Origin of the sequence: Bacillus sp. ISL-35, assembly GCF_018613355.1 — a bacterium.
Lineage (GTDB): Bacteria > Bacillota > Bacilli > Bacillales > Cytobacillaceae > Mesobacillus.
Window position 1 is genome coordinate 81,666 of record NZ_JAGGQK010000004.1, and the last position, 26,127, is coordinate 107,792.

General features: G+C 44.2%; 22 protein-coding genes. 19 read left to right on the top strand and 3 right to left on the bottom strand.

What is annotated here, in order from left to right; translation table 11 throughout:
* Positions 1-15 precede the first annotated feature (15 nt).
* Positions 16-807 carry a LysM peptidoglycan-binding domain-containing protein gene (locus J7E38_RS06575; protein ID WP_214705999.1) on the bottom strand — a complete coding sequence of 264 codons (792 nt, stop codon included), beginning with the start codon at positions 805-807 and terminating at the stop codon, positions 16-18.
* 395 nt (positions 808-1,202) lie between these two features.
* Between J7E38_RS06575 and spoIIID the strand changes: the two genes are divergently transcribed.
* Positions 1,203-1,475, top strand: a complete 273-nt coding sequence (gene spoIIID / locus J7E38_RS06580; protein WP_031307660.1) for a sporulation transcriptional regulator SpoIIID — start codon at positions 1,203-1,205, stop codon at positions 1,473-1,475.
* Between the two features lie 220 nt (positions 1,476-1,695).
* On the opposite strand, the gene J7E38_RS06585 is transcribed toward spoIIID, so the two are convergent.
* Positions 1,696-2,034 (bottom strand): hypothetical protein, encoded by a 339-nt coding sequence (locus tag J7E38_RS06585; RefSeq protein ID WP_214706000.1) that lies wholly within the window; start codon positions 2,032-2,034, stop codon positions 1,696-1,698.
* A 410-nt stretch (positions 2,035-2,444) separates the two neighbouring features.
* Between J7E38_RS06585 and essC the strand changes: the two genes are divergently transcribed.
* From essC to J7E38_RS06645, 12 genes are all read left to right on the top strand, one after another.
* Entirely contained in the window at positions 2,445-7,064 is a 4,620-nt protein-coding gene (gene essC, locus J7E38_RS06590) for a type VII secretion protein EssC (protein ID WP_214706001.1), read from the top strand.
* A complete protein-coding gene (locus tag J7E38_RS06595) occupies positions 7,057-7,308 on the top strand; it encodes a hypothetical protein (protein ID WP_214706002.1) in 252 nt (83 codons plus the stop codon). Before essC ends, J7E38_RS06595 begins: the two co-directional genes overlap by 8 nt.
* A gap of 186 nt (positions 7,309-7,494) precedes the next feature.
* Complete coding sequence (locus J7E38_RS06600) at positions 7,495-8,235, top strand: hypothetical protein (protein WP_214706003.1); 741 nt, start codon at positions 7,495-7,497, stop codon at positions 8,233-8,235.
* A gap of 6 nt (positions 8,236-8,241) precedes the next feature.
* Entirely contained in the window at positions 8,242-9,648 is a 1,407-nt protein-coding gene (locus J7E38_RS06605) for an Mbeg1-like protein (protein WP_214706004.1), read from the top strand.
* A gap of 3 nt (positions 9,649-9,651) precedes the next feature.
* Positions 9,652-9,843 carry a hypothetical protein gene (locus J7E38_RS06610; RefSeq protein ID WP_214706005.1) on the top strand — a complete coding sequence of 64 codons (192 nt, stop codon included), beginning with the start codon at positions 9,652-9,654 and terminating at the stop codon, positions 9,841-9,843.
* 31 nt (positions 9,844-9,874) lie between these two features.
* A complete protein-coding gene (locus J7E38_RS06615) occupies positions 9,875-10,177 on the top strand; it encodes a WXG100 family type VII secretion target (protein WP_215038278.1) in 303 nt (100 codons plus the stop codon).
* 30 nt (positions 10,178-10,207) lie between these two features.
* Positions 10,208-10,510, top strand: coding sequence for a pore-forming ESAT-6 family protein (locus tag J7E38_RS06620; RefSeq protein ID WP_041964573.1), 303 nt, complete (start codon positions 10,208-10,210; stop codon positions 10,508-10,510).
* Positions 10,511-10,954: 444 nt separating this feature from the next.
* A complete protein-coding gene (locus J7E38_RS06625) occupies positions 10,955-12,265 on the top strand; it encodes an FHA domain-containing protein (RefSeq protein WP_214706007.1) in 1,311 nt (436 codons plus the stop codon).
* An 18-nt stretch (positions 12,266-12,283) separates the two neighbouring features.
* Positions 12,284-13,054, top strand: a complete 771-nt coding sequence (locus J7E38_RS06630) for a PP2C family protein-serine/threonine phosphatase (protein ID WP_214706008.1) — start codon at positions 12,284-12,286, stop codon at positions 13,052-13,054.
* 95 nt (positions 13,055-13,149) lie between these two features.
* Positions 13,150-15,099, top strand: coding sequence for a protein kinase domain-containing protein (locus J7E38_RS06635; RefSeq protein WP_353049942.1), 1,950 nt, complete (start codon positions 13,150-13,152; stop codon positions 15,097-15,099).
* 61 nt (positions 15,100-15,160) lie between these two features.
* The gene (locus J7E38_RS06640; RefSeq protein ID WP_214706010.1) at positions 15,161-15,856 is read left to right on the top strand and encodes a hypothetical protein; all 696 of its coding nucleotides are present in this window, start codon (positions 15,161-15,163) and stop codon (positions 15,854-15,856) included.
* A 15-nt stretch (positions 15,857-15,871) separates the two neighbouring features.
* A complete protein-coding gene (locus tag J7E38_RS06645; RefSeq protein WP_214706011.1) occupies positions 15,872-20,788 on the top strand; it encodes an Ig-like domain-containing protein in 4,917 nt (1,638 codons plus the stop codon).
* 83 nt (positions 20,789-20,871) lie between these two features.
* Here J7E38_RS06645 and J7E38_RS06650 read toward each other — a convergent pair whose 3' ends face one another.
* The gene (locus J7E38_RS06650; RefSeq protein ID WP_214706012.1) at positions 20,872-21,078 is read right to left on the bottom strand and encodes a hypothetical protein; all 207 of its coding nucleotides are present in this window, start codon (positions 21,076-21,078) and stop codon (positions 20,872-20,874) included.
* 297 nt (positions 21,079-21,375) lie between these two features.
* On the opposite strand from J7E38_RS06650, the gene mreB reads away from it, so the two are divergent.
* The 6 genes from mreB (at position 21,376) to J7E38_RS06680 (ending at position 26,036) form a co-directional block, all read left to right on the top strand.
* Positions 21,376-22,380: a rod shape-determining protein gene (mreB, locus tag J7E38_RS06655; RefSeq protein WP_214706013.1), complete on the top strand. Its 1,005-nt coding sequence runs from the start codon at positions 21,376-21,378 to the stop codon at positions 22,378-22,380.
* 324 nt (positions 22,381-22,704) lie between these two features.
* Entirely contained in the window at positions 22,705-23,523 is an 819-nt protein-coding gene (locus J7E38_RS06660) for a flagellar hook-basal body protein (RefSeq protein WP_214706014.1), read from the top strand.
* Positions 23,524-23,599: 76 nt separating this feature from the next.
* Entirely contained in the window at positions 23,600-24,448 is an 849-nt protein-coding gene (locus tag J7E38_RS06665; RefSeq protein ID WP_214706015.1) for a flagellar hook-basal body protein, read from the top strand.
* An 18-nt stretch (positions 24,449-24,466) separates the two neighbouring features.
* The gene (locus tag J7E38_RS06670; RefSeq protein ID WP_214706016.1) at positions 24,467-24,727 is read left to right on the top strand and encodes a DNA-directed RNA polymerase subunit beta; all 261 of its coding nucleotides are present in this window, start codon (positions 24,467-24,469) and stop codon (positions 24,725-24,727) included.
* 89 nt (positions 24,728-24,816) lie between these two features.
* Positions 24,817-25,239: a 3-hydroxyacyl-ACP dehydratase FabZ gene (fabZ, locus tag J7E38_RS06675; RefSeq protein ID WP_144478351.1), complete on the top strand. Its 423-nt coding sequence runs from the start codon at positions 24,817-24,819 to the stop codon at positions 25,237-25,239.
* 476 nt (positions 25,240-25,715) lie between these two features.
* A complete protein-coding gene (locus J7E38_RS06680; protein WP_214706017.1) occupies positions 25,716-26,036 on the top strand; it encodes a hypothetical protein in 321 nt (106 codons plus the stop codon).
* Positions 26,037-26,127: the final 91 nt, after the last annotated feature.

Sequence of the window (26,127 nt, forward strand, 5' to 3'; positions counted from 1 at the left end):
ATATGCTCCTTAACATTAATGAATATTGACCAAAGCACCATTTCTATAAGCAACGAAAACCCGCCGGCCTGCGATTTCTTCATATTCTCTCGCTGCCCCATAAGATACCTTTAATGGAATCGCTTTCCCATCGGTCTCAAACTCAACTGTAAAATTATCCGCTGCACCGGAAACGGTGGCTTCCATGAATTCGATTTCGCCCGGAATGGTCAGCTGCTGTCCAATCAACACCATGTCCTGCTTCATCCCGTTTGCTGCCTTCAATTCTTTTATCGACACACCAAAACGCTGAGAGATATTGAATAATGTGTCACCAGCGCTGACCACATACATTCCTTCATTTGAATCATAAACATGGGTGGGTACGGATAAAGCCTGTCCAACATAGATGGAGTCTGTGGCCAATTTGTTTTCCTTTTTGAAAACTTTCACGGTGACTCCATAATTTTTCGCAAGCGAGAACAATGTGTCTCCTTTTTTGACAATATAAACTCCTGCTCCAGCCTCTGCTACAGGTACCTCAAGCTTCTGGCCGGCTCTAATGAAATCGGAAGATAATGAGTTAACTTCCTTCAGCATATGAACTGAAGTATCATATTGCTTCGCCAGGCTGTAGAGGGTATCACCTTTTTTTACGGTATAAAAGGCCCCGATTGCATCTGTTTTCTTTTGTGCAAAGCCAAGCAGCAATCCTGCCGCAACCGAAGCGGCTACTGCTGCACCAATCAATTTCCTGTTCCTTTTTAAGGTTGTTCTGCGTTTTTCTTCTCTGATTCTCTGTTTTCTAGTCTGTCTGTAGGTAATCAAGTCTACTTCTCCCCCAATGAAAAATAACTCCTTTACAAAAATTCGGGAAGGAACAGGTTTTTGTGTACATAAAAATGGGTAAGTAGGAAAGTTTTTCTGCATCAAATAGTTGAATTTTTCAAAAAACTTCACTAAACCTTGTCCCTATTGCTTTTTTCGTGCATATATCCTCAACCAAGCTAATAAAATGTTACAAACCTGACAAAGAGAGTGTTTGAGGTGAGGAGTCGTTTGAACAATATGAGGATTCAGCCGGGGACATGATTAATCATAGTAATATCCAGAAGGAGCATCCTTCTGCCGCGATGGGAAATCATTTGCGGAATACAATATTGGCCGATAAAAGCGAGTCTCATTTCACACTTTTCACATCCAATTTAGGGAGGGCGAGTGGTGTGCACGATTACATCAAAGAGAGAACAATCAAGATTGGAAAGTATATCGTGGAGACGAGAAAAACAGTTCGCGTCATAGCGAAGGAGTTTGGCGTATCCAAAAGTACAGTCCATAAAGACCTGACAGAAAGATTGCCTGAGATCAACCCTGACCTTGCCAACGAAGTAAAAGAGATCCTTGATTATCATAAATCCATCCGTCATCTTAGAGGCGGGGAAGCCACCAAAATGAAATACCGCAAAGAGGAAAGGGAAGAAGAACCTGTGAAGTGAAAAAAATCAGAATGAAGCAGATGGGAGGGACCGTAATTCAGCTTTATAATCACTGCCGACATATCAAAGAAAAATGCCCAGCTTAGATCCAGAAAAGCCGGGCATCGCCACAAAAGGCGTGTATGATTCTGCTTTGATACATAGCGGAGGCTGCCGCCTTTTTATTATGGGGAAAAAGGGACAGGCAGCGGAATCCATCCATCCCTGCCCTTTGTTCGTCTTACCGCAAGCCGGTATTCTTCAGCTTTGCTTCCCGTTCGGCAGCTGCGCGTTCAGCTGTTGCCTTTTCCGCTGCTTCCCGAGCCTCTTCTTCCCTTCTGATTTCATTCGCTGCTGCGACGATATCCGGGCCGATGGAGAACAGCAATGTCTGCAATTCGGAAATTTCCCTGCTTATGCTGTTGATCGCGTTATTGATATACACCATTTCCTGGGCCTGCCAGCCGCTGTTAATATTCCCCTTGAAGTCCTGCAGCCTGCTTTTGATCTCATTCAATTCCTGTGCGTAATCACTGATTCTATTTGCCTGTGCATACGCCTGACCGACATTGATTTTCATCTGGATCACCTGCTCATATTTTTAGATTCTTTGATTATAGTATGTTTTTGAAAAAAATCCCAATGATTTATAAAAATAAAAATGGATTAATTTAGTTGAATTAGGGTTTAAGTTACATCTAATTGGGGTAAAAAGGACTAGTTTTATGATTGTATAGAGCAGGTTGGCACCTTTAACACACCTAGATACTTACATATAGTAAGCAAAATTAGGACCAATATCCCTATTTTTCCAATTGAGGGGGCAATTAGTTGAATATAATTCCTAATATTGTAAGATATTTATATATTTAGAGATGCACCTTAGGTTTGATGTAAAATTACACTTTTTGAGCTAAAATGGTAAAAAATATGAAATTACCACTATACATACTGTAGGAATATAAATATTTAGGCTGGGGAGGTTTTGAGGTGATTTTAACACTTTTTGACCGGAATCGGGTATTCGATCTCGTTTTGCCTGAACGAGTCACCGGGAGATACATACTTAACACAGAAGATCAGGAACAGAATCCGGTCGATATGCTGGCAGTGGAAGCGGAAGATGGCCAGTGGTACCTGAAGTCCAATAAACATGCATTCATAAAGAATACCGCCAACGAAATACAATCAAAGGTCCTCATCGAACCATTCAAAACATATAGTATTCATCGCAACGATGATCAATCCGCGCTAGTCTATGTCGAGCCGCAAACAGCGGACCGCAATGAATTCACAAAACATATCGCAACAAGCAATGTCATAAAAATAGGGCGTTCCCAGGACAGCCAGATTTGCTTTTCGAACAAACTCGTATCGGGTTCACACTGTGTCATCGAATACAGCAGTAAGGGCGATGCTGTGATCAAGGACTTCAACAGTTCAAATGGTACATATGTCAATGGCGAAAGAATAAAGGAAAAGCCACTGACTGTTGGTGATGTCATTTTCATCATGGGCCTAAAAATCATCTTCAACGGCCGCCTGTTGTCGCTGAATAATCCACATAAATCAGTGTTCCTTGACCGGAACGCGTTCAATTCCTTCATTGCTGAAAAGCCTGTAGTAGAGAAAGAAATCAACCTCGATGAAATACATATTGAAGAAGAAAATGATCAGTTGTTTTACCGTTCGCCACGCTTCAAGCGGGATATTGAAAATACAACGATAAAAATCGATCCGCCGCCACCGCAGCCGAATGTGGATGAAACTCCGCTGATGCTGCTGCTGGGACCGTCAATCACGATGGGGATGGCATCCTTGTTCACAGGACTCCTGATGTTACAAAACGTAATGAACAGGGGCGACAATATCATGTCGGCGATGCCAATGCTTGTTATGTCGTTCAGCATGTTGATCGGTACCGTACTCTGGCCGATTTTAACAAAAAGATACGAGAAAAAGCGCCGCATCAAGCTTGAAGGCATTCGCCAGGAGAAGTATCTGAAATATCTTGGGGAAATGAAGCAGGTAATCGCGGATGAGTGCAAGCACCAGAGTGAAATTCTTTTAGAAAACCATGTCACGCTGGAAAACTGCCTGACAAGGATCAAGCGCCGCCAGCGGAATCTATGGGAGCGCGGGATCGGGCAGAATGACTTTTTAAAAGTGCGTCTTGGGATCGGCGATTTGCCTCTGAATGCGGAGATCAAATATCCAGAAAAGCGCTTTATGCTTGAGGATGATAATCTTCAGGATGAACTGTATCAAATCGTAGAACAGCCGCAGATTTTAAAGAATGTTCCGGTCACGGTAGACCTGACGGATGAAAGGATCAGCGGGATCATCGGCAGAAGGGAAGAAGTGAAGAGCTTCGTTCAGGGGCTGATTTTCCAGCTGACAGCATTGCATAGTTATGACGAGCTGAAATTGGTGTTCATTTACGATGAACATGAACATGATACATGGAATTTTGTGAAGTGGCTGCCGCATGTCTGGGATGACGGCAAGACAATCCGCTTCGTCGCCACAGACGCCAATGAAATCAAGGAGCTTTCGGCTTACTTTGAAAAAGAAATCACCGCACGCCAGGCGCTTGATGAAGAAGACCTTGCGGAAATCGAACAGCATTATATCGTGTTCTCAATGAGCAAGAGCCTCGCTTCAAAGGCTGAGATGATTAATCTTATTTTAAAAGAAAAGAAGAATATCAGATTCAGCCTGGTCACACTTTATGACGAGCTGAAAAACCTGCCGAAGGAATGCAGCAATGTCATCGAGCTCGACAAGAGTTTTTCGAAAATCTATGACAAGGACGATATTTCCGGGAAATATGTAGGCTTCAACGCTGACAGCTATCTGGAGGAGAATGCTGAAGAACTGGCAGTGAAATTGGCCAATATCCAGCTGAATACCTCACAGAAGGCATATACCCTGCCTGATATGCTGACATTCCTGGAAATGTTTGGCGTCGGTAAAATCGAGCATCTCAATGCGCTGACAAAATGGAAGGAGAATAATCCGGTCCATACGATTCAAACGCAAATCGGTGTCGATACGCAGGGCGACCCGTTCATGATCGACCTGCATGAAAAGTATCACGGACCGCACGGCCTGATTGCCGGGATGACCGGTTCCGGTAAAAGTGAATTCATCATGACGTTCATTTTATCGCTTGCGGTCAATTACCATCCAGATGAAGTTGCGTTCATCCTGATCGACTATAAGGGTGGCGGCATGGCGAATGCGTTCGAGGATCTGCCTCACCTGGCAGGGACAATCACGAACCTTGACGGAGCTGCCGTCAACCGGTCACTCATTTCTATCCAGAGTGAACTGAAGCGCCGACAGGCCATTTTTAGCGAAACGAGCCGGGTTGTTGACCAGAGCAATATCGATATCTATAAATATCAGAAACTTTACCGTGAAGGCATGGTAACAGAGCCTCTGCAGCATTTGTTCATCATTTCCGATGAGTTTGCCGAACTGAAGGCCCAGCAGCCTGAATTCATGGAGCAGCTTGTCAGTGCGGCGCGTATCGGCCGAAGCCTTGGCGTCCACCTGATCCTGGCGACACAAAAGCCATCAGGTGTTGTTGATGACCAGATCTGGAGTAACAGTAAATTCCGCATCAGCTTGAAGGTGCAGGAAAAAGCGGACAGTATGGAAGTCATCAAGCGTCCTGACGCCGCGGAGCTGAAGCAGACCGGACGTTTCTACCTTCAGGTCGGCTTCAACGAATTGTTCGAGCTGGGGCAGTCCGCATGGGCGGGTGCACCTTACTACCCGTCCGACAGAGTTGAAAAGCATAAGGATGACAGCGTCGTCGTCATCGATGACCTTGGCCGCGTCATTAAGAATGCCCGTATTGATAAGCGCAAGTCGGCAGTGAAGAATCCGCCGAAGCAAATCGATGAGATTACCGAATACCTGGCGAAAATGGCGCTGCAGGAGAACATCAAGGTCCGCCAGCTGTGGCTTGAGCCGATTCCTGAACTGATTTACGTAGATAAGCTGAAGAAGAAGTACGGCGTTGACCAGCAAGGTTTCCATCTGAATCCGATCATCGGCGAATACGATGATCCAGCGAACCAGAGGCAGATGGTCATGAGGATGCCGATCACACAGGACGGAAATGCCGTCATTTACGGAATCGCCGGCAGCGGCAAGACGACCTTCCTGACGACGATGCTCTACTCATTGATGGAAGAGCACACGCCGAACGAAGTGAACTTTTACCTGCTTGACTTCGGTTCCGAGACAATGGTCTGGTTCCGCGAAGCACCGCACGTCGGCGATGTCATGCTGTCGCATGAAAGCGAGAAGATCCACAACCTGTTCAAAATGCTGTCAGGCGAGATTGAACGGAGGAAGAAGCTGCTTTCGAATTACGGCGGCGATTTTATTACCTACAACGAGATGTCGGGCGAGAGCCTGCCATCGATCATTGTGGCGATCCACAACTATGCCGCGTTCTCAGAGATGTTCGAGGAGCTTGAGGAAGGGATATCATTCCTGACGCGCGAGGGCCTGAAGTATGGCATTTACTTCATCGTCACCGCGATCAATACGGGAGCGATACGCTACAGGCTGCTGCAGAACTTCAAGCAGATGTATGTGCTCCAGCTGAATGATCAATCCGAATACTCCGGCGTACTGGGCAATACAGATGGAGTTTATCCATCCAAATCGAAGGGCCGCGGCATATTCAAGAGTGATACCACATATGAATTCCAGACGGCCCATATCACAAGCGATATAGACAATATGTATACCTTCATCACCGACTATTGCAAGGACCTGCGCGAAACCTGGACGCAGCCGGCCGCAATGCGCGTCCCGATCCTTCCGGAAAAAGTGGATCTGAACTATCTGCGTGATGAAGCAAAAAATATGACCAGTAACAAAGTACCAGTCGGCATCGAGAAAAACTCGCTGAAGACAGCTTATTTCGATTTCCTTGGCAATTATATAAATGTCGTGACCGCTTCGCAAAACGACCAGTGCTCAAGCTTCATGCAGGGCGTCGCTGAAATTTTCAACGCTTCTGAAGGCAGGGAGCTGATCGTCATCGACCCTACTGAGCACTTCGCGGCGGGCCGCACACAGGATTACAAGTACATTGCTGATTCTGCTGAACTCGAAGACACGATCATCTACCTGTTCAATACGCTCGTCCACCGCAACAATACGACGAAGGACGCGATCGAAGCGGGCGAACAGCCGCCAGTATTCAGCAACATCACCTGCATCATCGATTCCTTTACCGACCTGATGATGTATCTGTCGCCGGACGGCCAGGATAAACTCAAAGTCTTCCTTGAAAAAGGCAACGGCCTGAATGTGAACCTGATCATCTCCGACAGCGCCGATAAACTGAGCTCCGTTTCATTCGAAGCCTGGTTCAAGCAGCACGTATCGCTAAGCGATTTCCTCTGGGCAGGCAACGGCATCACCGATCAGTACATCATGAAGATCGGCAAGGTGACAAACGATATGTACCAGGAAATCCCGCCAGGCTTCGGTTACGTCGTGACAAAAGGAAAAGCAACACTCGTAAAGCTGTTAACCTCAGTCGAGAGCATGCAAGAGGAGGTAGCGTACCATGGATAAGGTGCTCGTAGAGGTCTTCATCCCCGCCTCGGAAAAATCATACGACGTCTTCCTGCCGCCCGAAAGCAAACTGCACGAAGTCGTCTACCTGCTCGCAGGAACCATGACCGAACTGTCACAAGGATACTTCTCAGCAACAGCCGACACCATCCTCTGTGACCGCAAAACCGGCACCATCCTGAACATCAACCAGACCGTCGAAGAACATGGGTTGATGAACGGGGCTAAGTTGATGCTGATTTAGAAGATGGGGGACATGGGGACGGTTCTCTTGTCCCGCGACAGCGACACGACATAGTGACGGTTCTTGTGTCTCGTAATGTGCGACGCAGGTACGATGCACGTCTCACAGAATATGAACATATGACCTTGGGGGCGGTTATCATAAACCGGACCGCTCCTGTTTTTAAATACGGAAGGTGTGGAGAACTTGAAGAAGTGGATCAAGCTGACTGCAGTGATTTTATTCGTAGTAATGGGAGGTGCGGGGTGTATGAGTTCGGAGAGTAAGGTTATGGAGCATTTGGAAGAGAAATATGGTGAGAAGTTTGAAATTGAAAGTATAAAAGAAGGCAGTGTCATTTTTCCGGAAATGTACGGGAAAGACAAGGTTATTGCATTTCCAGATGGGAAATCAGAATTAGTTTTTCTTGCCGGCGAAAGCAGGAGTAAAGACGATGTGTACTACGATACTTATCCTCTCTCCAAGTGGTCGGCTGAGCTTGATAAAAAGTATAAAGACAAAATTTTGGAGCAGTTTGGAAAAGAAATCGAGTACAAGACAATTGTCTCGGCTGAAAGAGATACGTACGATTCAATCAAGGGAAATATTTCATTCGATGAGTTTATGCAAAAGGGAATTGAAAATGTTGATGTCACAATTGATATTGCTGTCAAAACAGCAGGTGAACCAAATGTTGAAGAATATTATGAACCCGTATACAACCTATTAAACATGTTAAAAGAAGAAAACACAGAGTACTACGGTATTGCGGTGGGATTTGTAGATGAGTCTGAAGACATTTCTGATTATATCAGGACGGCCAATGTAAACAACCTTCCATGGTCAAATCTTGATGCTAAAGTATATGGAGCAATTCTGGTAGATAATCTGCGTGAAATAAATTCGCCTCAAGACATAGCTGATTATTACGAAAAGTTTGAGGAGTGATCAGGATTGTCTATCGACAAATTAACCGAAGAAGAAAAAAACATATTGTTGATGCTATCTTATTATGATTTGCCGCCAAAAAAACTTCCCGATAATTTGACTATTAAGCAAGTATGGGACTTTGCTAAAAGAAATGCGGATCCAGATGAAGCAAGTTTTATAGAAATCGATGCTTTTATAAATGGAAACAAATTAGACACGTCAAACCTAAATAATATTACCTTGAAGGGTTATCAAAACTTTAATCCTAATGAAGGGAATAATGTAAAAGGGGAATCAAATTCCGGTTTTGTAGGATATGCTTTTGAAGATAATGAAGGCAATGCCACAGCAGTCTTCAGGGGAAGTGAGCCGATGGGGGATATGGGCCACTTAAGGACTGATTGGACCTCCAACTTTGAAGCTTCAATGGGTGTGGAAATCAAGCAACAGAAAGAAGCTGATGAGTTTTATCAAAAATATCTTGGAGATGCATCGGGGGAAAGGCTGCTGCTTGGCCATTCCAAGGGTGGCAACCTGGCGGATTACGTCTTTATCAACAACCTTGATGATAACACCAAGGCATATGTAATAAATGCTGCCCCATTATATTGGTGGTCTCTATCCAAGAAGGAACAAGAGGCGCTGATGGGAGACCGGCATGATTTCATCGTCTATGCATATGATCCTGTCTCGCAGCTTGGCAAGGTACCGTATGTTGATAAAACGATTGGTATTAAGGAAGATTATGATATTAGAAAACCATTCTATCCTCATTCATTGACGAGCAGTGCTGGATTTGATGAAAATGGTAACTTCAAAGTCTATGAGAATGGTCAATCTTTTGGCAGGTCGGTTCTAAACAATATGATCTTTGAAGACATCTTCCGTGAACTTTCTAACTCCACTCCGATCAGGGCTTATAAGGCAGCTTACGTAGTCGCTAATGCCGCGGTGAATGTCATGCATTATACAGCCAAGGCGATGACAGCAGCTGCCCATTTAATACGAGAACAAACGGTGAAGCTTGTCGTGGGACTGGCAAAAGCCAAAAAAGAGTTCGAGGAAAAGGTGAATTCATTCTTTGCCGAGCTTATATCTAAGGCTGCAGTTAAAATCGGCAATTTTTTAGACGGCCTGAATGGCAACAACTTCCCTATCGAACCCTATATAAAAGTCGACATCCCAAGGCTGTTCTATTACGCCAACCGGCTCCGCTCGGTTCAAAGGCGGATTGCCCAGCTTAATGACATGATTGATGATCTGTACTGGGAAGCGGGAGTGTTTGGTCTGGATAATGTCCTGGCTGCCGATATCAGCACGTCGTTTGACTTCCGGATTCCGGAAAGCATCAATTACCTGAACACCACGGCAGAACTTTTACAGAGGAATGAAAGGTATCTCGCCGGAAAAGCCGGTTCGATCAGGGGGTAAACAATGGATGCGAAAGTGAGAAGCAAGATTAACAGGATTGCCAACGAAGCGAATGCAATCGCCAGGGAGCTGGAGGATATTTCGAATGGTATCAGTCACGAATTCAAAGGAATTGGTTCGGTAAAAGCGGCCTCGGGATTGCGGCGTTCAGCAGAAAAATATCGCTACGTAAGCTACAAGTTAAGAAGAATATGACTCTATCAGACTTGAAAGGAGGTGAAAAATGATGGCAAGATCAATCACTGTTGAACCAGCAAAGCTTGAAACGACTGCTAACAAGATTGAACAACAGGCAGCTGACTACGAAAGAAACTACAAAGCTCTTTTCAACGAAGTCGAAGGTATGGCTGCAGCATGGCAGGGTGCCGACAACCAGGCATACACTGCACAGATCAAAGGCTTCATGGACGACTTCCAGAAGATGACTCAGTTGATGAGACAATACTCTGAGTTCCTGAAGATGAGCGCGAAGACATACCGCGACACTCAATCTGAAGTCATTAACCAGGCTAAGAGATTGAGCAACTAATCCATAACATAACGCAGGAGGTGAAATACATTGGCAGGAGATGGAATCAAAATTTCGCTCGGCGAGGTTAGCAAAACGGCGGGCCAGATCCGCACGCTGAACCAGCAACTATCCACTAGATTGGAAGAAATCAAGAAGGACATGAACGCTCTAGCGTCATCATGGAACTCTGATGCATCCAACACAATCCGCGGCAACTTCAACTCATTGGCACCACGATTTGAAGAATATCGCCAGGTCGTCGACAGCTACGCCAAATTCTTGGATAACACTGTCACAAACTACAACACCGCAGAAACAGCAATCAACAACAACGCCAGCTCTTTTAAGTAATCACTTTTTACAGAGGGTAGGGGGCAAGCGGCATTGGCAGTTTGCCCTTCTGTAAAATTTACTCCTGGTTAAGGGCAATTACCCAAAAAGGGAATATATGAGGGTCAACCGGGAACAAAAGTGCTCCAACCGGTAATATCTGTCGACCAACCGGGAATAAATGCACTCCAACCGGGAATATCCATGATTTAGCGGGTTGGAAAGCTTTTGTTTTGCCTCTGCAATGCGACGGACTGGGGTTTACTGTAAAAAAACTGCCCCAACTGGAGATAAAATGATCTAAACCGGAGATAAAAGCTCTTCAACTGGAGATAAAATGGGCCTAACTGGAGATAAAATCGTCCCAACTGGAGATAAACGTCCTTCAAAGGATGGTCTCAACCTTAAATAACGAGGTAGGCCGGCTAAAATCATACATAAATTCAAAATTGGAGTCGAAGTGCGATGATCAAACATGTGGAATTCAAATTGGAAAGCTACGGGATATCAAAATTCCTTTATTTTCATGCAAAAAGCAAGGCGGATATCGATGGCGGCCAGGTGGAGCTGCTTAGAGCGAGCCGGGTTCCGGGCATTCTGCCGTGCCATGCGATTTTAGAGGGAGAGAACTGCTTTCTTCGCTATGACATGATTTCCGATAACACGCTTGAAATGCTGAATTCCGCACCAGCGACGAAGGAGCGGCTGTACAACAGCTTCCTCAACATTGCGGAAACATTGGTGGATGCTCAAGCCAGCGGCCTGGATATCGCGAACTTCGTGCTCAGCCAGCGTGACATCTTTATTGATAATTTTTCAAACAGATTAGTTTTTATCTACCTCCCAGTAAAAAATAATATTTTTGAAAAGGTATCACTTAAAGAGTTCCTGCAGGAATTGCTGCTGTCGGCTCCTTACGACGAAAATGATGATGCCGTATTTTTCATCAAACTCCATAACTATCTGGTCGAGACAGATGACATCACGCCAGAACATCTTTTGGAAAAAATGAATGAGCTGGGCGGGGATGAAACGCTCGTCCGCCAGCCTTACAAAATGCCGGAAAAACCGAAACAGGAAGCGGCACCACAAGCAATACCGGTCGAAGAACCACTGCTGGAATCATCAGAGCTTGAAACGCCGGCCATCAACCCGAATTTCTACAGCCCGGGCAGTGAAGTTCACACCATGAAAACGAGCGTCGACAATGGCGTGCTGACTTCCGAGTATACAAGCCAGAAGAAGGATGTAAAAACAGGGCGCAAGCTCGAAATCGAGGAAGAGGTCAATTACAAGCGCATCACCAGGGCAGAGCTTGGTGACAACAATGCCTTGCTAAAAGAGGCTTCGGCACTCGGCGGAGGGACGTCAATCAACATCCAGCCGGCCATTGCCAGCAGTGAACACGAGGATGAAGGCACGACAGTACTTGGTGTCATGGCCGATGAGGATGAGGGGACAACAACCCTCGGCCATTCGGTTCGCAGGCCATTTTTACTGGCAGTATCAAAGAATGAAAAAATCACGATTGCCAAGGACCTTTTCAAAATCGGCCGTGATCCGATGAGGGCGGACTTTGCATCGGAAAACAAAGTGATCGGCCGGGTGCATGCCCATGTGATTGTATCGAACGGCGAATATTTCCTCGAAGACAATCACTCGACCAACGGCAGTTTTGTGAATGGCGTGAAGGTCTCGCCTAAGGAAAAAGTCAAAATCAAGCATGAAGACAAAATCAAGCTCGCGAACGAGGAGTTCATCTTCAGGCTTTATTGATGGATAGGAGGAACCAGGATGGCATTTCAAGTGGCCTATCATACCGACATAGGAATCAAGAAGAAAACGAACCAGGATGGGTTGTTGCTAAAAACGGCGAAGACACCTGACGGGGAGATTGGCCTGTTCATCATCTGCGATGGCATGGGCGGCCTTTCCCACGGGGAGCTTGCAAGCGCGACGGTAATCAGGGGCGTGTCCGACTGGTTTGACAACGATCTGCCGGAGCTACTGGAGGCCGGCATCGCTGAAAACGATATTCCCGGCAAGCTTGAGGAACGTGTCCGCGAGCTGAATACTAAAATTCTTGAATATGGCGAGGCTTCGAACATCAAGCTCGGGACAACGATCACGGCCTTGCTCATCCTCCAAAAGCAGTATTACATTTTACAGATTGGTGATAGCAGGGCATACAGCATTAATGATCATCTGGTAAAACTGACCGAGGACCAGACGCTCGTCGAACGCGAGCTGCAGCGCGGCAACATCACCGCGGAACAGGCAAGGATTGACCCGCGAAGGAATGTGCTGCTCCAGTGCGTTGGCGCAACAAAGGAAATCAACGTCGTCACCACTTCAGGCCAACTCGAAAGCGGAAGCATGTTTATGCTCTGCACCGACGGATTTTACCATGAAATCACAGATGATGAAATGCTCACTAACCTGAACCCGCAACATTTTACCAGTGAAAAAACCATGAAAGAAAAGCTCGTTCAACTCGTCGAGCTCGCAAAAGAACGCCAGGAAACGGACAATATCTCGATTCTTTTGGCAAAAAAGGAAGCATAGGGAATCTAGATTCTGCTGGCAAAACGAGACATGGGTACGGTTCTCGCGCCTCGATAATGAGGATTGCTAGAACAATCCCCGCGTTTCTGGGAGGAATGACTTTGATACAAATTGGCACGATTATCGATGACAGATATGAAATATTGAAGGAAATCGGGCGCGGCGGGATGAGTGTCGTCTACCTGGCGATGGACAACCGGCTCAACAAGTCGCTCGTCGTCAAGGATATCCGTAAACGCAGCAATAGCAATAACGAGCTGCTGATCAACAGCCTGGTCGTCGAGGCGAACATGCTGAAAAAGCTGGACCACGGTTCGCTGCCGAAAATCTATGACATCATCGAGTCCGAAGGCGACATTTATGTGGTGATGGACTATATCGAGGGTGAGTCGCTGAAGGAAAGGCTGAAGCGCGACGGCAAGATCCCCGCAAAAGAAGTGATCGAGTGGGCGAGGCAGCTGAGCGATGTCCTCGGCTATCTGCACACCCGCAAGCCGTACCCGATCATTTACCGCGATATGAAGCCGGACAATGTCATGCTGACGCCCGAGGGGAAAATCAAGCTGATTGACTTCGGGATTGCGCGGGAATTCAAAACCGAGAATCTCTCTGACACTACGAATCTCGGAACGAAGGGGTATGCGGCACCAGAGCAGATTTCCGGGAGGCAGACCGACGCGAAAACGGATATTTACAGTTTGGGAATCACGCTCTACCATCTCGTCACCGGGAAAAGCCTGAGCGAGCCGCCGTTTGAGATCAGGCCGATCCGCGAATGGGACCCGTCACTTCCGGAAGGTCTCGAGCATATCATCAAAAAATGTACCCAGGCCGAGCCGGAGAAACGCTACCAAAACTGCGAGGAGCTTAGCTATGACCTTGAACACATCAACAGGCTGACGAAGGGCTATAAGAACATGCTGATCAAGAAGCTGGCGATGTTCCTCGTTCCGGCTGTACTGTTCCTCGGGTTCTCAACAACTTCTGCCTTAGGCTATAAAGGTATGAAAAATGAACAATTCCAGGATTATATGAATCTTGTCAACCAGGCGAGCATCGCGTTGATGGATGGGGAGCAAACGGAAGCAATCAAGCTGCTCGAAAGCGCGACCCGTGTCGACAAGGAGCGCCCCGAGGCTTATATTAATCTGCTTGATTTATATATTAATAGAAACCAGACAGACGAAGGACTCGCCAAGCTGGAATCATACATACAGGATGAATACGGAGGAGTCCACAAAAATAACGAGGTCCTTTTCAAAATGGGGATGACCTATTTTGATGTAAACAGGGACTATAACAATGCGCTGAAATACTTCCAGCAGATCGATGAAAAAGAACTGCCGGATGCGAAGTATTACAAGTCGCTGGCAACGACTATGAGCAGTCTAAATGTCGACTATACGAAGTTCGCCGCGGACCTTCAGGAGTTCCATGAGTACAATGATGGCCTGGCTAACGACAGCAAGAAAATCGATAACTACAACTCTCTTGCAAATATCTACATTTCTTATAAAAGCCAAATTCCAGATGCGAACACCCAGGCAATCGAGATTGTCCAGAAAGCGAAAGAAGTGCTGGCAAAGCTTGAAAACGAACAGCTCCAATTCAAGTACGAAATGGAATTTGAACAAAAGCTGGCCCAGGCGTACTACAGCCGCGGCGTCAATTCCGAAGACAAAGCGAGTGCCCGCGGCGATTTTGAACAGGCAATCGAGCATTATAACAATCTGCTCGATTTGAATGTAGCTGACCAGGAAGAGGTTTACGTCAAAATTGGCGTCATTTATCAGGAGATGGGTGAATTCTCACGGGCAGTCGAACATTTCAGGAACAGTGCGTTGAAAAAATTCCCTGAAAGCATCGACGCTCATGTAAAATTCGGGAACCTGCTCCTCGACATCGAACAAAACAAAGAAGAAGGCAAGCGAAACTACACCGAGGCGAAAAAAGTCTATGAAAAAGCAGGCAGCCTGCCTGGTGCCAAAGACGATGAAGGATACAAAAAACTCAGCAGACGCATGGAAAACTTGAATATTCTCTAGGGGGCAAAGGGATGATCCCCAATAGTAAAGGGGCTCTTCCCAAGAAAGGCAGTTGAAGAGAATGGCATACCAGATTATGTTCTACGGCGGTATGGCAGGGGCAGCGATTACGCTGGTGATTGCCATCACTGTCTATATAAAACTCAATATTGCCCAGGTGATTACGGACCTTACAGGATGGAATTGGCCTGGTGCGGGGAGAAAAGCCAGAAAAACGGCCAGCAAGAACATCGACACAAGCACGAAGCCGACAACAAAGGAAATCCATGTCCGCAAAAATGTCGAGAAGGAAGTGGCGGCAGGTGAATATGTGGAGCCGACGGAGAAGATGGCAAGCGGGCAGATGGATCCGACCGCGCTTTTGAGCCAGGAGAGCTTCAAAAAGACAGCCTTGCTTAAAAAGGAGGGACTTGACCCGACCGCGTTGCTCACACCGGATGGGCTCGAGCCGACAGCATTGCTCACGCCAGATGGACATGAAGCAACAGGTCTTCTGGCCGCAACCCCAAAACGGGAACCAGTAGTAGCCGCAGTCTCAGCCAGCAGAAACCATCCATCTGAATCACCAACCGAAACGACTATCCTGTCAGACTGGAATGAAACAACCGTCCTGACAGCAGATCCGGATGAAACAACATTATTGGGTGAAACAACCTTATTGGACGACAACGATGAAACCACCCTACTGACAGAAGAGGAACCACGCTTTCAGAAACAAGTGGATATCATGATTGTCCACTCAGAAACTATCATTTAAAAAGGAGAATTAAAAATGCTCGAACCTAGGAAAAAGAAAAAGAAGCTTCGTAAAAAGTGGGCAATCGCTCTTCCAATTGTGCTAGTGCTAATATCCTCGGTTTTAGTTTTAAATGGAAAAGTTCTATCTGAGCAGACAGAACCTAAAAGGTATATTTCTTATAATGACCAGCAATGGGAGATGGAATCACAACCATCTGAGGAAATATGGACTAACAAAGATAACATTTCCTTTGTTGTTAATTTGGAAGACGATTATGGAAGAATTGAGAATAAAGCTGAAATAAATCCAGAAGTTGATAAGCCTATTTCGGTTTCAGCTAAACAAGGAGAAAATACAATTGATAATGTAGCTATTACTCCTCAAGTGATAGGTGAGGTATTTACTGGATTATATAACGTCACTGTACCTGTAACAGCTGATGGAGCCGTAATGATAAATGTTGAGATTGCACAGCATGAAAAGTGGAATAATCCTGCTTCAGAAGGGTCTTTTAACATTCTTCGTGACAAGACTGATCCAACGGCAGATTTAATTGGAAAAAGTGGAACAGTAAATGGTGATTATTACACAGAAGATGTCACTTTAACAGCAGTGGTAAATGAAACAAACCTTTCACCAAATTCAATAAAGATTTACAGGAAAAAGAATGATGAAGCGGAAGAATATTTGACGGTAGATGCCGCTGAAGGTGGAGAGTATACAAAGGACCTTTCCTTCAAAGAAAATGGCGATTATATAGTTAATATCAAAGCGACAGATAAAGCAGGGAATAAAGTAGATAATACCTACGAATTTACGATTTCAAAAGAAGGAAATCAACCGGATGTAACTATCCTCAATTTGACAGACGGTGGAAGTATTATCAAGAATTTTGCCCATTCTAATAATATTAAAATAAATGTAAACAGCCAGGTTTCCATGAGTGAAGCAAATTTTGTCCTTATAAAAGATAACATTGAAGTCTTAAATAGGGTGATCGAGGTAAAAGGAAGAACAACAAGTTTAGAATATGATCTAAGTCAAAATGGTTTGGAAAATCCAGATGGGAATTACCAAATTAAAGTCACAGTTAAGGATAAACGTGGTAACATTCTAGAACCTGCGACATATTCCTTTGTTATTGATAATACACCTCCTGAGTTTACTTATAATGTGGACAATGATGAAGTTGTTAAACAAAAAAAGGATGTTGCAATCGAGTTAGAGGAAAAAAACATACAATCATCCACTATAGCTGTTACAATGCAGAAGGTCGATGGGACAGTAGTGCCAATTGTTGAAAGCAAGAATGGAGATGCAACTTTCACGGCATCTGAAGAAGGCGAATACACAATTAAATTAGAAGCAAGCGATAAAGCAGGAAATATTTTAATAGATACTGACCCTATTAAGTTCAAAGTTGAAAATGAATCAGCACCTGATATTACAATTAAGGCAAAAACTCTGAGCGGAGAAACATACGCAAATGAAGAGATTAATGGACAATATTTCAATAATGATACTGAAATTGATTTCAAAGCTATAGATATTACTCTGACGGAAGCGATATTAAGTTTAACGAAGGGAGATTCAGAGCCCGAAAATATACCGTTAAACAAAGGGTTATTCTGGGCTAATACCAATCAGACTTTTACTGAAAATGGCCAGTATACTGTTGAAATGAATGCAAAAGATTTATTCAATAATCCCAGCTCAAAAGGACCGTATACTTTTACAATTGATAAAAATCCTCCTAAACTAGAAATTTTTAATTTTGAGGAAAGTGGAGAGTACGGTGGAAAACAGGAATTTACAATCAAGGTGAAAGATGAGAACTTTGATTTCGAAAATACAAAGATAACAGTTTTGCGTGATGGGATGGAACCGGGAGAAAAGGAAAAGCCAGAAATCTTAAAAATCAAAGAAGAAGGTCTTGATGGTGCCTTATTTAAATTTAGTTATGATATAGACGGGAACTATGAAATTAATTTTGACATCCAGGACAAAGCAACGAACAGGCCTGTAAACGATTCAGCAATCAAATTTACTATTGACAAAGAAAGTCCTAATTTGATTTTGGATAAAAGGCTTGAAGATAACAGTCATTATCCTGGTTTAAAGGATGTCGCTTTTACTATCGAGGATTTAACCCTGGATTGGGAAGAGTCAGTTGTAACAGTGACCAAAGAGGATGGAACTATTACGGAATATAAGGATTGGAAAAAGGGAAACAAAGGCAGATTGAAGACTGCTTATCAAACTATTGATTTTGAAGAAGAAGGAGACTATAAGGTAGAGTTCAAAGGCTTTGACAAAAAAGAAAATGACTATTCAATCAAGACAATTCATTTCACGATTGATACAACAAGTCCTGAAATTAAATTTAGTGGCATTAATGAAGGTGATTTTGTAACAAGTGATGAAATAATTGATGTTCTGATCAAAGAGCATAATCACGAATCCATGAATGTGGAAGTCTATTACACAGTGAATGGAGGAAAAGAAAAGAAACTTGAATGGATGGACAACGGTGAAAGTTCCGAAAATCCTTACTCATTCAATGGCGATGGTCAGTATGTATTTACTGTGGTAGCTACAGACAAAGCAGAAAACCGTTCAACTTTATCAAGAACTTTCACTATAGATGATACTCCACCGAAAATTGAAATTACAGATACTTCTCGGGAGTACTACAGTAACAAAGGCCGAGAGATCAAAATCAAAGTTGATGAACTTAACTTTGTGAAAAATAAAGTGGACATCGATTTAAAAGTGAATGGGAAACCAGTTTTATTCAAAGGTGATTGGAACAGAGAGGGAATTAGAAGTTTTATTGTAGATGAATTTGATGCTGATGGCGATTATGAAATCAAAGTTACAGCAGAAGACAAAGCAGGCAACCCAGCGAAAACAGAGAAACATCAGTTCACAATTGACATGACAAAACCTCAAGTGGAGCTAGAGACAGAAATAGAAAATGGTCTCAACTACAAGAGAAACATGCTGGTCAAAATGAAAGTTGAAGACCGGAATATTAATCTATCAAACACAGATTTAGAGGTTAAGAAAGATGGTAAAACTTATAATGTAGGTAAATTGAAATTACTCGGAGATTCAAAAACAAAGGCTTATAACAGCTACACATTCTTTGAAGAAGGCGAATATGAAATCAATCTTAAGTCTACAGATAAAGCTGGCAACACAAAGAAACATGAGCAACTTGCTTTCATCATCGACAAAACAAACCCAGTAGTCAAAATTGATGGAGTCGATAACAACTCATTCAATCCTGAAAACAAAAATGTCACCATCTCGATTGATGAACTGAATTTTGAAACGAACAATGTCAGCGTCAGCGCGACGAAAGATGGAGCTGCATTCTCGATCGGAACTTGGAAAAACAGAGAAAAACTTTCGAAGCTGGGCTACAATTTTACCAGGGACGGCCTATACACCATCCTCGCGACTGCAGAGGACAAGGCCGGTAATGGTCCAATCACTGAAAAAAGGACCTTTACCATCGACAAGACCAAACCAGAAATCGAGATTACAGGTGTCGAAAATAACGCCTATTACAATGTTGATAAACCTGTTAACGCTACAATCAAAGATGTAAACCTGGATATCAACAGAATCACTGTTACAAGAAACGGTGCAAGATATAACGCCGGCGGCTTCTCTGTAAATGGAGATCTTGCTTCCTTCCGCCACAACTTCAGCGGAGAAGGGGAGTACAACATCCTGGTTGAAGCAACTGACAAAGCGGGCAACAGCTTCAGTAAAACGATGACGTTCACCATTGACAAAACGAAGCCTGTCATCATGCCGAAGTTCAAAGGACAGAATCGTGTCATTAAAGATGGCGAGTATATCAATGAAGTGTTCACACCTGAGTTTGCCCTGGATGAAGCGGAGGATATGATCGTTTCTGCGACATTGAACAATGGTGCGAATCTTGGTAAAAACATTCCGGTTGCCGCAAGGGAAATGAAGTATATTTACAAAGTTCTCGCTCGCGACAAAGCAGGCAATGAATCAACACTGGAAATCAGCTTCACGCTGGATACAACGAAACCAGCGCTGAATATTTCCGGCGTACTTGATGGCTTTTTCAATAAAGACATCACGCCGAAAGTGACGTATTCAGACATCCACCTGGATAGCAGCAAGACATCCGTTACTTTGAACGGTAAGCCATTCGAAAACGGAACAAAGCTTGAATACGAACAGGATTATATTTTAAAAGTAGTTATCACAGACCTGGCGAAAAATGTTTCATCAAGAACAATCGTCTTCACAATTGATAAAACAAAGCCAGTCATCAAGTTCAAAGAGCCAATTTCAAATAAGTATTTCAACACCGATCTCCTCCCGCAGTTGCTGATTGATGACATGAGTTCTTACGATATCATCGCCATGATGCTTGACGGAAAACCATATGAAAAAGGCGATCCAATCAAGGAAGAAGGAAAGCACGTCATGTTCTTCGAGGTGAAGGATAAGGCAGGCAACATCCAGCAGCTGAGCGTCGAATTCATCATCGACAAAACCGCTCCAAAGGTAGTGTATGAAGGTGTAAAAAATAAAGGGAAATACCATGATCCAATTGACATCGCGATTCGCCTTGATAACCCAAATGACAAAATAAAATCGGTCATGATCAACGGTGAAATGTTCGATGGCGATGTAATTGAAGAAAATGGCTTCAAGGTCATCAAGACCAAATTGGCTGAAATTAAGTCATATGAAATCAAAGTAACTGCGTCTGATGAGGCAGGCAATGAAAAAACAACTGTCATCTCATTCGAAATCGTTGAAAAAGGAGCTTTAGTGAAGTTTTATGAAAATAAACCTTTGCTGGGCGGGACGGTTGCGGGCTTGGTAGGATTAATCGGAGCTGCAGCAACTATGATGGTTAGAAGACGCAAGTTGAAAGTGGAAGAAGAATAAAGCAGGTAGAGAATCCAAAGAGCATATTAAAATGCTCTTTGGATTCTCTTTTTAAAATTTTAAGGATGTGATTGATCTGGGACTCAATCACCGCTATCTCCTCCATCACCATCCCCATCCCCATCCCCATCATCATCCGAATCATGCCCTTCTCCACCGATGCTGTCGGGTGCTGAAGATGGATTGCTGATATCGGGGGCCTCGCCTCGCTGCGCGGATTGACGCAAATTTTTAATGACTGTATAGGAAAGAAATAAGATAACGACGACTGCTGCAGTTATTAAGCCCATGTTATACCTCCGTTCTGCATTTACTCTATTTTACCATTTTACAAAAAGACCGTGTATTTTTGCTAATATGACAAATTTCCACAAAACACACCAAATTTATTAACAGTTAGTTACTTCTTTATTACAATTGTGATAAAATAAACAATTAGGGTAGAATATGGTTCGCAGATTGCGGCAACGTCTGAATAATCTTGGACATCGTGGTCTATTTTTACATAGATGAGGGTTTCGACAGCTGAGATATACGAGGCTAAAGTCCGCCGCAGCCAGCGCATTTGTCAAGGAGGAAAAAGAAGAATGTTTGCTAGGGATATTGGGATTGACCTTGGTACTGCCAATGTGTTGATTCATGTTAAAGGCCGTGGAATTGTCTTGAATGAACCGTCTGTTGTGGCGATTGATAAGAATACGAATAAGGTTTTGGCTGTCGGGGAAGAGGCGCGCAAAATGGTTGGGCGTACACCTGGCAATATCGTAGCGATCCGTCCATTGAAGGATGGGGTGATCGCGGATTTCGATGTTACGGAATCCATGCTTAAACATTTCATCAATAAATTGAATGTAAAAGGATTTTTGTCAAAACCGCGCATCCTGATTTGCTGTCCGACGAACATCACAAGCGTCGAGCAAAAGGCGATCAAGGAAGCGGCTGAAAAGAGCGGCGGCAAGAAGATTTATCTTGAAGAAGAGCCAAAGGTTGCGGCCATCGGCGCAGGCATGGATATCTTCCAGCCAAGCGGGAATATGGTTGTTGACATCGGTGGCGGGACAACGGATGTTGCCGTTCTTTCAATGGGAGACATCGTTACATCCCAGTCAATAAAAATGGCCGGAGACAAATTCGACGCCGAAATTTTAAATTACATCAAACGTGAATATAAGCTGTTAATCGGTGAGCGTACAGCTGAAAATATCAAGATTCAAATTGGGACTGTCTTCCCGGGCGGCCGCAGTGAGGAAATGGAAATCCGCGGACGTGATATGGTATCCGGACTTCCACGCACGATTACGGTCCGTTCAGAAGAAATCGAAAAGGCATTGAGGGAATCCGTTGCGGTTATCGTCCAAGCGGCAAAAACCGTTCTGGAAAAAACTCCTCCTGAATTGTCCGCTGACATTATTGACCGTGGCGTGATCCTGACTGGCGGCGGTGCATTGCTTCACGGTATCGACCAGTTGATGCAGGAAGAGTTGAAAGTGCCTGTACTCGTAGCTGATAATCCAATGGACTGTGTTGCGATAGGCACTGGCATCATGCTTGATAATATTGATAAAATTGCGGGTCGCCGCAGAATTGTATAAAACAAAAAATCTGGAATCCCCCGGTTAAAGACCGCTTGATTCCAGATTTTTTTATGTTTTACCCAATTTTTCTGGAATAAAACCCAAAATCCTACATTTTCCTGCAAATTTTTAATGTTTCTTGCCGATATATTTCTTATAATAGAGAGTAGTGAAAAAATTTCCTTATTTGATTGTAAATTAGATAACTGTCTAGCTCCAGCGCCTAGCCCCTCGAGTCGCTTCGGTCCGCCCAATGAAGTCAAAGAACGACTTCACTGGTCGGCCCTCCAGCGCTTGTCGGGGCTGACCAAGTCGCTTGCGCTTTTCGTATGAGGTGGAAATATGTTTAAAGGCTTTTACACAGTCGCTTCCGGGATGCTTGCGCAACAGCGCCGGACGGAAATGCTGACGAATAATATGTCGAATGCCAATACGCCAGGCTATAAGGCGGACCAGGCGGGGATGAGGGCTTTCCCGGAAATGCTGCTCCAGCGTTTCGATAAGCAGCAAATCCCTACAGAAAACGGCCTGAATCTGCCGTTTAACAAGGAGATTGGCACAATCAATACAGGTGTGTACATGCAGGAAGCAATCCCGAAGTTCATCCAGGGTGACCTGCGTGAAACTGGAAGGAAGACGGATGTCGCGCTGCTGGATACAAATATGCCCGACAATGGCTCGGTATTTTTTACGGTGCGCAATCCTGATGGATCTGTCCGCTATACAAGGAACGGAAATTTCACGGTCGATGCGCAGGGAAATTTGACGACGGGGAGCGGCCATTATGTCCTCGATTCTGCCGGACAGCAAATCCAGTTATCCAGCGACCGATTTACGATTAGTGAGGGAGGCGTACTGTCAGGTGAAAATGGCGAGACTGCTACACTTGGAGTGGCCTACGCAAACAATCCTCAGAGGCTGATCAAAGAAGGCGACGGCCTATTCCGTACAGAAGATGGCGGTCAGCTGCCGAATGCTTTTGGTGCTGAGGTCGTCCAATTCAGGACGCAGCAGGGCTTCCTCGAACAGTCCAATGTCGACATCAGCAAGACAATGACCGACATGATGACTGCCTATCGCGCATTTGAAGCAAACCAGAAGATTCTTCAGGCCTATGATAAAAGCATGGAGAAGGCTGCGACTGAAATTGGAAGGCTGTAACTTGTATTTAGGACCTGATAAGAATTAAGGTGCAAACTATTCCGTGCCTGACATGGCACGCATTGAGGTATAAAATATGAACAGAACCATGATCACCGCGACAAATACATTATCCCAGCTTCAGAAGCAGATGGATTTGATCAGCCATAATTTGGCGAATGTTGATACTGCTGGTTATAAGCGCCGGGATGCGTCTTTTACTGATTTGCTTGTCCAGGAATACCGCAACCAGCCAAATAATGCGCTGGAGCCGCAGAACCGAATGACACCTTTTAACATCCGCCAGGGAACGGGTGCGAGGCTTGGCCAGGTTCAATTGACATTGTCCCAGGGGAGCCTGGAATCAACTGACCGTTCACTTGATACAGCCTTCACATCGGAAGGCCAATTTTACCGGGTAATGGTCCGGAATGAGGATGGCAGCTCGGCTATGCGCTTGACTCGCAACGGTGCACTTTATCTTACACCGCTATCTGATAATGAATCCATGCTGGTCAATAGCGACGGTCATGCTATTCTGGATGAAAACAGCCAGCCCATCACGATTTCCGGCAATGTGAAAAATTTCCGAATCAATGAAACAGGCGCTTTTTCAGCAGAAATGTACGATGGGACGAGCCAGAATTTCAATCTTGGTGTAGTATTGGTAGAGAAGCCGCAGTTTTTGGAGCAAAAAGGCGACAATCTGCTTGGCTTGCCTGACAATTTAGCTGAACTTGGAGTGGATGAGACAGATGTCCTGACCGCTCTCAATGGTCAGCAACGGAACATGGTCTCAATCCAACAAGGTACGCTCGAACAATCAAATGTTGACATGAGTAAAGAAATGACGGATTTAATCAATGTACAGAGGAGCTACCAGTTCCACTCGAAGTCGATAACGCTGGCCGATCAAATGCTCGGGCTTGTGAATGGAATCCGTTAAGAGGGGAAGAACTAATCAATGGCTTTAAACAAGAATAATCAAGAAGCATTAACGCGTGAAGAAGTGAAACAAGAAAAGAAATCACGTGAAAAAAAGAAAAGAATCCGGGTTCGCCTTATTCCGATCTGGCTTCGGATTATTATTGTAATCATTCTTTTTGCTGCCAGCATTTTGCTTGGCGCCATGTTCGGTTATGCAATCATGGGCAACGGCAAAGTGAAGGATGTTTTTGAGAAGTCTACCTGGACTCATATAGTGGATTTGGTTAATAAAGAATAAATTTTCGGAAGGAAGGGAGATTTCCCTTCCTTTTTAATTGAGTTTTTTAGTACAATGGTTAGTAAGTATTAGTAGGAGGTACTAAAAATATGCTTGATATTACCCAAATCAAAGAAATCATCCCGCACCGCTATCCATTTTTACTAGTCGATAAAATCCTTGAAATTGAAGAAGGCAAAAGGGCGGTCGGCATCAAAAACGTGACGGCGAATGAAGAATTCTTCAACGGGCATTTTCCGGATTACCCAGTCATGCCAGGCGTGCTGATCGTTGAAGCACTGGCGCAGGTTGGAGCAGTTGCAGTATTGAAGCTTGAAGAAAACCGCGGCAAGATTGGCTTTTTTGCAGGAATCGATAATTGCCGTTTTAAAAGACAGGTAAAACCAGGCGATCAATTGAGACTTGAAGTTGAAATGGTGAAGCTGCGCGGACCGATCGGCAAAGGGAAAGCAGTTGCGACGGTTGATGGCGAACTGGCTTGTGAAGCTGAGATTACATTTGCGATAAAATAATCATTTAGAGGGCCCAATTGAGATTGGGTTCTTTTTTTACATATTAGCGTTTTGTCAGAGGACCGGATTATGTATTATCGGGTTCTTTTTTTACATAATTAGTAAAAAGTAGTGATTATAGTTTGTTTTGGAGTGATTAAAGAAGAAAGTGTAGTGATTAACTTCGATTTCGTAGTAATTAATAAAGAAAATGTAGTGATTGACACCGATTTTGGAGTGATTAATGAGGAAGACGGGAGATTATCGCCTTTTTGGATGAGGTAGACCATAAGGTAAGAGTATGACAAACTTTATGGATTCTTTTTTAACTGTTTCAGCATTTATTTTGTATATAAAGTATCGCCTTTTAACAAAATCAAAAATGTATCATTGTTTTTTTACAAATTAATGCAAGTTTTTTTCATAGGTGGGCAATCTAACAGCAGACCCGTGCAACAGGTCTCAAAAATACCTATTTATGAAAGGGGCTTTTACCTATGAAGAAAAAGCTGTTAATGTTAATCGGTGGATCTTTGCTGTCAGCTATGTTCCTTGCTGGCTGCGCGAATGATGACGATCAAAATCCTCCGCCGGATGATAACATCGAGAATCCAGCAGACAACAACGGTGACATGAACGATAATAACGGAAATGTCGATGACGATGGCGTAATCGATAATAACGATGAGAATGTTCCTGACACTCCGGATGTCAACACTGATGACGATGGCGATATGATGCAGGACAACAACGAGCCTGGTGAGGATGCTGTTGAGGACAACATCGATATGAATGATAAGGATAAAGAGGACCAATAACAAAAAGGGCAGGGATTGAATTCCTGCCCATTTATATTGCATTGAAGACTCCAGCATTCCGTTAATTAAAAAAACTCCAGCAAGTCAGCGG